The organism is Segeticoccus rhizosphaerae, from assembly GCF_009192725.1.
Taxonomy (GTDB): Bacteria; Actinomycetota; Actinomycetes; order Actinomycetales; family Dermatophilaceae; genus Segeticoccus; species Segeticoccus rhizosphaerae.
Window position 1 is genome coordinate 1 of sequence record NZ_VOHR01000200.1, and the last position, 7,203, is coordinate 7,203.

The 7,203-nt window shown below is 70.0% G+C and carries 9 protein-coding genes; all 9 read right to left on the reverse strand.

The window, feature by feature from the left end; translation table 11 throughout:
* The coding region (locus FRW57_RS14680; RefSeq protein ID WP_152186339.1) for an acVLRF1 family peptidyl-tRNA hydrolase at positions 1–567 on the reverse strand (567 nt) is incomplete at its 3' end.
* A gap of 22 nt (positions 568–589) precedes the next feature.
* Positions 590–943, reverse strand: a complete 354-nt coding sequence (locus FRW57_RS14685; RefSeq protein WP_137121572.1) for a metal-sulfur cluster assembly factor — start codon at positions 941–943, stop codon at positions 590–592.
* On the reverse strand, positions 940–1,458 hold the full coding sequence (gene sufU / locus FRW57_RS14690) for a Fe-S cluster assembly sulfur transfer protein SufU (protein WP_137121571.1): 519 nt from the start codon (positions 1,456–1,458) through the stop codon (positions 940–942). Before sufU ends, FRW57_RS14685 begins: the two co-directional genes overlap by 4 nt.
* Positions 1,458–2,801: a SufS family cysteine desulfurase gene (locus tag FRW57_RS14695; protein ID WP_152186340.1), complete on the reverse strand. Its 1,344-nt coding sequence runs from the start codon at positions 2,799–2,801 to the stop codon at positions 1,458–1,460. The genes sufU and FRW57_RS14695 overlap by 1 nt, the downstream gene beginning before the upstream one ends.
* A gap of 14 nt (positions 2,802–2,815) precedes the next feature.
* Entirely contained in the window at positions 2,816–3,574 is a 759-nt protein-coding gene (sufC, locus tag FRW57_RS14700) for a Fe-S cluster assembly ATPase SufC (protein WP_137121569.1), read from the reverse strand.
* Positions 3,575–3,583: 9 nt separating this feature from the next.
* Positions 3,584–3,946, reverse strand: coding sequence for a non-heme iron oxygenase ferredoxin subunit (locus tag FRW57_RS14705; protein ID WP_238384673.1), 363 nt, complete (start codon positions 3,944–3,946; stop codon positions 3,584–3,586).
* Positions 3,943–5,151 (reverse strand): Fe-S cluster assembly protein SufD, encoded by a 1,209-nt coding sequence (gene sufD / locus FRW57_RS14710; protein WP_152186341.1) that lies wholly within the window; start codon positions 5,149–5,151, stop codon positions 3,943–3,945. Before sufD ends, FRW57_RS14705 begins: the two co-directional genes overlap by 4 nt.
* An 85-nt stretch (positions 5,152–5,236) precedes the next feature.
* Positions 5,237–6,661 carry a Fe-S cluster assembly protein SufB gene (sufB, locus tag FRW57_RS14715; RefSeq protein ID WP_152186342.1) on the reverse strand — a complete coding sequence of 475 codons (1,425 nt, stop codon included), beginning with the start codon at positions 6,659–6,661 and terminating at the stop codon, positions 5,237–5,239.
* On the reverse strand, positions 6,658–7,203 hold a 546-nt coding region (locus FRW57_RS23300), incomplete at its 5' end, for a helix-turn-helix transcriptional regulator (protein WP_420853259.1). The genes FRW57_RS23300 and sufB, both read right to left, overlap by 4 nt.

Sequence of the window (7,203 nt, forward strand, 5' to 3'; positions counted from 1 at the left end):
CTCGAGCCGCGGGTCCGGCAGGTTCCACAGCTCCCGGCGCGGCAGCCGCGCCAAGGCGGCCAGCCGGCGGTCGGCCAGCACGTCCCGCACCAGCGCGCGGTCGCCGCCGACCACCAGGGCCGAGGGTGGCGAGCCCGGAGCAGGAATGATGATGCGTATGACGTGTTCCACCACCGAGCCGACCAGCGCCTCCGCCTGGTTGCCGCGTCGACGGGCGAAGCGCTGCTGCGACCAGCCGCCCGCCGCGGTGCGGGACTGCACGTAACGGGTCCCGCACTTGTGGCTGGTGAGCGTGCGGCCCTCGGCCCGCCCCACGGCATACCCTCCCCGTCGCACGAGGACGAGTCCGAGTGCCGCGGGCGGTGCGGCCCACTGTGCCAGTCCCTCCCCCATCACCGGAGGCGTCCCGCTCGCGGCGAAGGGCGTCAGGGACGCGCGAGCCCCGTCCGCTGCGCTGAGCAGCAGGCGGGGCCCGTCGGTGGTGCGGTCGGTCGCGCCATGGCGCTCCGTGAATCCTGCGACCCACCGGTCGATCCGCTCGGGATCGACCTCGAGCCAGCGCGTCACGCGGCCATGGCTGCCATGGCGGTCAGACGTTGAAGCCGAGGGCGCGCAGCTGCTCGCGGCCGTCGTCGGTGATCTTGTCCGGGCCCCACGGCGGCATCCAGACCCAGTTGATCCGGTGGCTGACGACGACGTCCTGGAGCGCCTGGCCCACCTGGTCCTCGATGACGTCGGTGAGCGGGCAGGCCGCGCTCGTCAGCGTCATGTCGATGATGGTGTGCGAGTGCTGGTCGACGGTCACGCCGTAGACGAGTCCGAGGTCGACCACGTTGATGCCGAGCTCGGGGTCGACCACGTCGCGCAGCGCCTCCTCGACATCGGCGACGTTGGGCGGGGTCGGTGTGCTGGCAGCGGTCGTGCCAGTGGTGGTCTCACTCATGAGGTCTCCCTGCTGGTGCTGGCGGGTTCTGGGGTTGGTCCGGCCTCACGGCCAGTCTGGTCGGGGATCGCGGTGATGTCGACCCCGGCCCGGGCGAGGGCGTCGGTCAACGCCGACCACCCGAGCATGGCGCACTTGATGCGCCCGGTGTACTTGGAGACACCGGCGAAGGCGACGCCGTCACCGATGACGTCCTCGTCGCCGCTGTCGGCGCCACGGCTGGTGAGCATCGTCCGCATGGCGGCGTAGACGCGCAGGGCCTCCGGCACGGTGCGGCCGATGACCTCGTCGGTCAGGACGGAGGTCGAGGCGGTCGAGATCGAGCAGCCGAGCGCGTCGTAGGAGACGTCGCGGATGGTGGCCGTGTCCCCCTCGCCCTCGAGCCGCACTCGCAGGGTGACCTCGTCACCGCAGGTCGGGTTGACGTGTTCCACCTGGCTGTCGAACGGCTCGCGCAGCCCGGCATGGTGCGGTCGCTTGGAGTGCTCGAGGATGAGCTCCTGGTAGAGATCCATCAGATGCTCACCTCGAAGACCTCCGGGACGCGGTCGAGAGCCGCGAGGAGCGCGTCGACCTCGTCGAGAGTCGTGTATGGCGCGAAGCTCGCCCGGGTGGTCGAGCTCAGCCCGAACCGGCGGTGCAGCGGCCACGCGCAGTGGTGGCCGACGCGCACGGCGACACCCGAGTCGTCGAGGACCTGGCCCACGTCGTGCGGGTGCACGTCCTTGACGACGAACGAGACGGCGCCGAGGCGGTCGTCGGCGTCGGTGGGGCCGACGACCGTGACCCAGGGGCGATCGGCCAGGCCGGCCAGCAGGGCGGCGGTCAGCTCGTGGTCGTGTGCGGCCAGCCGGGACATGTCCAAGGCGGTGAGGTAGTCGCAGGCGGCGGCAAGGCCGACGGCCTGCGCCGCCATCGGCACACCCGCCTCGAATCGCTGCGGCGGCGCGGCATACGTCGAGCCCTCCATCCGGACGACCTCGATCATCGAGCCCCCGGTGAGGAAGGGCGGCATCGCCGCGAGCAGCTCGGCCCGGCCCCAGAGCACCCCGATGCCCATCGGGCCGAGCATCTTGTGCCCGCTGAACGCGAGGAAGTTGACGCCGAGCCCGGCCACGTCGACGGGCAGGTGCGGCACCGACTGGCACGCGTCGAGCACGGTGAGGGCACCGACCTCTCGCGCGCGTTCGACCAGGGTGGTGACGGGGTTGACGGTGCCCAGCACGTTGGAGACGTGGGTGAAGGCGAGCAGCTTGGTGCGCTCGTTCACCACGGTGTGCAGGTCGGACAGGTCGAGCTGGCCCTCGTCGGTGAGCCCGAGCCAGCGCAGTGTGGCGCCGGTCCGCCGGGCCAGCTCCTGCCACGGCACCAGGTTGGCGTGGTGCTCCATCTCGGTCACGACGATCTCGTCGCCGGGACGCAGCACGAAGCGCTCCGCGACCTCGGGGTCCACCCCGGTCATGGCCCCGGGGGCACCGGCGTTGCTGAACGCGTAGGCCACGAGGTTGAGCGACTCGGTGGCGTTCTTGGTGAACACGACCTCGCCGGCCGGGGCGCCGATGAAGCGCGCCACGGTCTCGCGGGCGCCCTCGAAGGCGTCCGTGGCCTCCTCCGCGAGCAGGTGGGCACCGCGGTGGACCGCCGCGTTGTGCTGTTCGTAGAACGCCCGCTCCGCGTCGAGCACCCGCACCGGCTTGTGCGAGGTGGCGCCCGAGTCGAGGTAGACCAGCGGGCGGCCACCGCGCACGGTCCGGGTGAGGATCGGGAAGTCGGCACGCAGCCGCGCGACCTCCGGTGCCGTCAACGCCGTGGCACCCTCAGCCGACCCGGACCGGGTCGGGCGGGTGGTGGTCGTCACGGCCGCCACGGCGCTCAGGCCTCGACCCTCGCGAAGCGGTCGTAGCCCTCGGCCTCGAGGCGGTCGGCCAGCTCGGGCCCACCCTCCTCGGCGACCTTGCCGTCGATGAAGACGTGCACGAAATCGGGCTTGATGTAGCGCAGGATCCGCGTGTAGTGGGTGATCAGCAGGATGCCGACGTCGCTGCCGCTCCGGACCCGGTTGACACCCTCGGACACGATCTTGAGCGCGTCGACGTCGAGGCCCGAGTCGGTCTCGTCCAGGATCGCGAACCGGGGCTTGAGCAGCTCCATCTGGAGGATCTCGTGGCGCTTCTTCTCACCACCGGAGAAGCCCTCGTTGACGTTGCGCTCGGCGAACGAGTCGTCCATCCGCAGGTTGCCCATCGCGTTCTTCACGTCCTTGACCCAGTGCCGCAGCTTGGGCGCCTCGCCGTCCACGGCGGTCTTGGCCGTGCGCAGGAAGTTGGAGACGCTGACGCCGGGCACCTCGACGGGGTACTGCATGGCGAGGAACAGACCGGCGCGGGCGCGCTGGTCCACGGTCATCGCGAGCACGTCCTCGCCGTCGAGGGTGACGGTGCCACCGGTCACGGTGTACTTGGGGTGGCCGGCGATGCTGTAGGCGAGGGTCGACTTGCCCGAGCCGTTGGGGCCCATGATCGCGTGCGTCTCACCCGACTTCACCGTCAGGTCGACGCCGCGCAGGATCTCCTTGACGCCGTGCTCGGTGTCGACGGTGACCGTGAGGCCACGAATCTCGAGGGTTGCCATAGGTTCAGTTCACTTTCCGGTAGCTGAGGGGTTCATGGGATCCGCGCCGACGAAGACGTCGCCGTCCTCGATCTTGACCGGGTAGACCTGGACGGGACGGGTGGCCGGCAGGCCCGTGGGTGCGCCACTGCGCAGGTCGAAGCGCGAGCCGTGCAACCAGCACTCGACCTCGCCGTCCTCGACCTCGCCCTCGGACAACGAGATGTTCTCGTGCGTGCAGGTGTCGTCGATGGCGTGCACCGCCCCGGACGACTCGCGCACCACGGCGATGGCGTGCCCGTCGATCTCGACGCACACCGCGCCCACGTCGGGCAGGTCGTCCAGCGAGCACACCTTGACGAAGGTGCCCTGGCTGGTGTCGATCTCGGTCACGCTGTCACCTCCGGTGCCACGGACGGGATGTCGTCGATCGTGGCCTCACCCATCGACACGGCCAGCTCGGCGTCGATGGCGACCATCAGCGGCTCCTGGACCTCCGGCACACCGATCCGGTGGATGATGTCGGCGAAGAAGCCGCGCACCACGAGCCGGCGCGCCATGTCCTCGGGGATGCCCCGGGACTGCAGGTAGAACAGCTGCTCGTCGTCGAACCGACCGGTGGCGGAGGCGTGCCCGGCGCCGATGATCTCGCCGGTCTCGATCTCCAGGTTGGGCACCGAGTCGGCGCGCGCGCCGTCGGTGAGGACGAGGTTGCGGTTGAGCTCGTAGGTGTTGGTGCCCAGCGCCTCGGCCCGGATCAGCACGTCACCGACCCAGACGGTGTGCGCGGTCTCCCCCTGCAGTGCGCCCTTGTACTCGACGTTGGAGATGCAGTTGGGCGTGCCGTGGTCGACGAACAGCCGGTTCTCCTGGTGCTGCCCGGCGTCGGCGAAGTAGACGCCGAGCGCCGTGGCGTCGCCGCCCGGCCCGGCGTAGCGAATGTTGGTGCAGACGCGCACCACGCGTCCACCCAGGGTCACCGCGATGTGCTTGAGCCGCGCGTCGCGACCGACCAGCGCGTCGTTCTGGGCCAGGTGGATCGCGTCCTCGTCCCACTCCTGCACGGTGACGAAGGTCAGGTCGGCGCCGTCGCCGACCCGGATCTCGACGTTGCCGGCGTGCTGGGCTCTGCCGGAGTGGGCGAGCACCACGGTCGCCTTGCTGAAGGCGCCCGCGTCGACCACGGTGTGCCCGTTGCCGCGCCGCCCCTCATGGCCGGTCAGCCGCACCACGACGGGTTCGGTCAGCTCGGCCTCGGCCGGGATCCCGACGTACATCGCCGAGGCGGTCCCGACCCAGCCGGCGACCGCGGCCCGGTCGGCGGGGACGAAGGCCGTGCCGACCCGCGCGTCGTCCATCGGCAGGTCGAGCAGCTCGACCTGCTCGGGGGCCGAGGTCTCGCGGGTGATGGCACCGTCCTCGCTGCCCTCGATGGCGAACAGCCCGACCAGGCGGTCGACCGGCGCGAAGCGCCAGTCCTCCTCCCGCCCGCTCGGCTCGGGGAAGTCCGCGACGTCGAACGACGTCTTGCGCGCCGCACGTGACTCGTCCGGGATGAACGCCCCCTCTGTGTGGGGCTTTTCGGTGATCAGTGACATGTTTCCTCTGAGGCGTCGGTGATGGCTCGGGGTCCCCGCGAAGTGTCGGTGAGGCGACGGAGCGGAGAACGTCGTGGTGCGTCCATCAACCGACCGCTCCTTCCATCTGCAGCTCGATCAGGCGGTTGAGCTCGAGGGCGTACTCCATCGGCAGCTCACGCGCGATGGGCTCGATGAACCCGCGCACGATCATCGCCATGGCCTCTTCCTCGGTCAGACCGCGCGACATCAGGTAGAACAGCTGGTCGTCGCCGATCTTGGAGACGGTCGCCTCGTGCCCCATCTGCACGTCGTCCTCGCGGACGTCGACGTAGGGATAGGTGTCCGACCGGCTGATCTGGTCGACCAGCAGCGCGTCGCAACGCACCGTGGCCTTGCTGTGGTGGGCGCCGTCCATGATCTGGACGAGCCCGCGGTATGACGACCGCCCGCCTCCGCGCGCCACCGACTTGGAGACGATGCTGGAGGAGGTGTAGGGCGCAGCGTGCACCATCTTGGCGCCGGCGTCCTGGTGCTGGCCCTCGCCCGCGAAGGCGATCGAGAGGGTCTCGCCCTTGGAGTGCTCGCCGAGCAGGAACACCGCGGGGTACTTCATCGTCACCTTGGAGCCGATGTTGCCGTCGACCCACTCCATCGTGGCGCCCTCGGCGCAGCTCGCCCGCTTCGTCACCAGGTTGTAGACGTTGTTGGACCAGTTCTGGATCGTGGTGTAGCGCACGCGGGCGTTCTTCTTCACGACGATCTCGACGACGGCCGAGTGCAGCGAGTCCGACTTGTAGATCGGTGCGGTGCAGCCCTCGACGTAGTGCACGTAGGAACCCTCGTCGGCGATGATCAGGGTCCGCTCGAACTGGCCCATGTTCTCGGTGTTGATCCGGAAGTAGGCCTGCAGCGGGATGTCGACGTGGACGCCCGGCGGCACGTAGATGAACGAGCCGCCCGACCACACCGCGGTGTTGAGCGAGGCGAACTTGTTGTCGCCGGCCGGGATCACCGAGGTGAAGTACTCGCGGAACAGGTCCTCGTGCTCGCGCAGGCCGGTGTCGGTGTCGACGAAGATGACGCCCTGCTGCTCGAGGTCCTCGCGGATCTGGTGGTAGACCACCTCGGACTCGTACTGCGCGGCGACGCCGGCCACGAGCCGCTGCTTCTCGGCCTCGGGGATGCCCAGCCGGTCATAGGTGTTGCGGATGTCCTCGGGCAGGTCATCCCAGGAAGCGGCCTGGGACTCGGTCGACTTCACGAAGTACTTGATGTTTTGGAAGTCGATGCCGGTCAGGTCGGAGCCCCACGTCGGCATCGGCTTCTTGTCGAACAGCCGAAGCGCCTTGAGCCGCAGCTTGGTCATCCACTCGGGCTCGTTCTTGCGAGTCTGCGAGATGTCGCGCACGACCTCCTCGGACAGGCCTCGTCGCGCCGTCTCGCCGGCCAGGTCGCTGTCGGCCCAGCCGTACTCGTAGGTGCCCAGCCCCTTCAGGCCGGGGTTGAGCTCTTCAATGTGGGTGCTCATCGAGAGAACCTTTCGTCAGAGGTGTGCTGGGACGGGCGTGCCGTGCGCTCGGGGGTGGACGGGGTCGGGATGAACGTGGTGCAGACGTGCTCGCCGCCGGCGAGCGTGGCGAGGCGCTGCACGTGCACCCCGAGCATGCGGGAGAAGGCTTCGGTCTCGGCCTCGCAGAACTGCGGGAACTGCGCTGCGACGTGCTGCATCGGGCAGTGCCCCTGGCACAGCTGCACGCCCGCGAGCGGCCCGCCCTGGCCGACCGGCCGCGCCGAGGCAGCGTAGCCCTCGGCCGTCAGCGCCCGGACCAGGGCATCGGTGCGCGATGCCACGTCGTCGTCAGCTGCCTCGAGCTCCGCGGCACAGCGTGCCTCCAGCTCGGCGATGCGCTGGCGCGCAAAGGCGGACACGGCGTCCTCGCCCGCCTGCTGCTCCAGGAACCGCAGCGCGGCGGTGGCCACACCGTCATACGTGTTGCGCAGGGTCCGGTGCCCGCTCTCAGACAGGACGTAGCCGCGTGCGGGGCGGCCGCGCCGGCGCAGCCCGGCCGT

Excerpts from the sequence above, each read along its gene's own strand:
- FRW57_RS14685 (WP_137121572.1), bottom strand. The coding sequence starts at position 943 with ATGAGTGAGACCACCACTGGCACGACCGCTGCCAGCACACCGACCCCG.
- sufC (WP_137121569.1), bottom strand. The coding sequence starts at position 3,574 with ATGGCAACCCTCGAGATTCGTGGCCTCACGGTCACCGTCGACACCGAG.
- sufU (WP_137121571.1), bottom strand. The coding sequence starts at position 1,458 with ATGGATCTCTACCAGGAGCTCATCCTCGAGCACTCCAAGCGACCGCAC.
- sufD (WP_152186341.1), bottom strand. The coding sequence starts at position 5,151 with ATGTCACTGATCACCGAAAAGCCCCACACAGAGGGGGCGTTCATCCCG.
- sufB (WP_152186342.1), bottom strand. The coding sequence starts at position 6,661 with ATGAGCACCCACATTGAAGAGCTCAACCCCGGCCTGAAGGGGCTGGGC.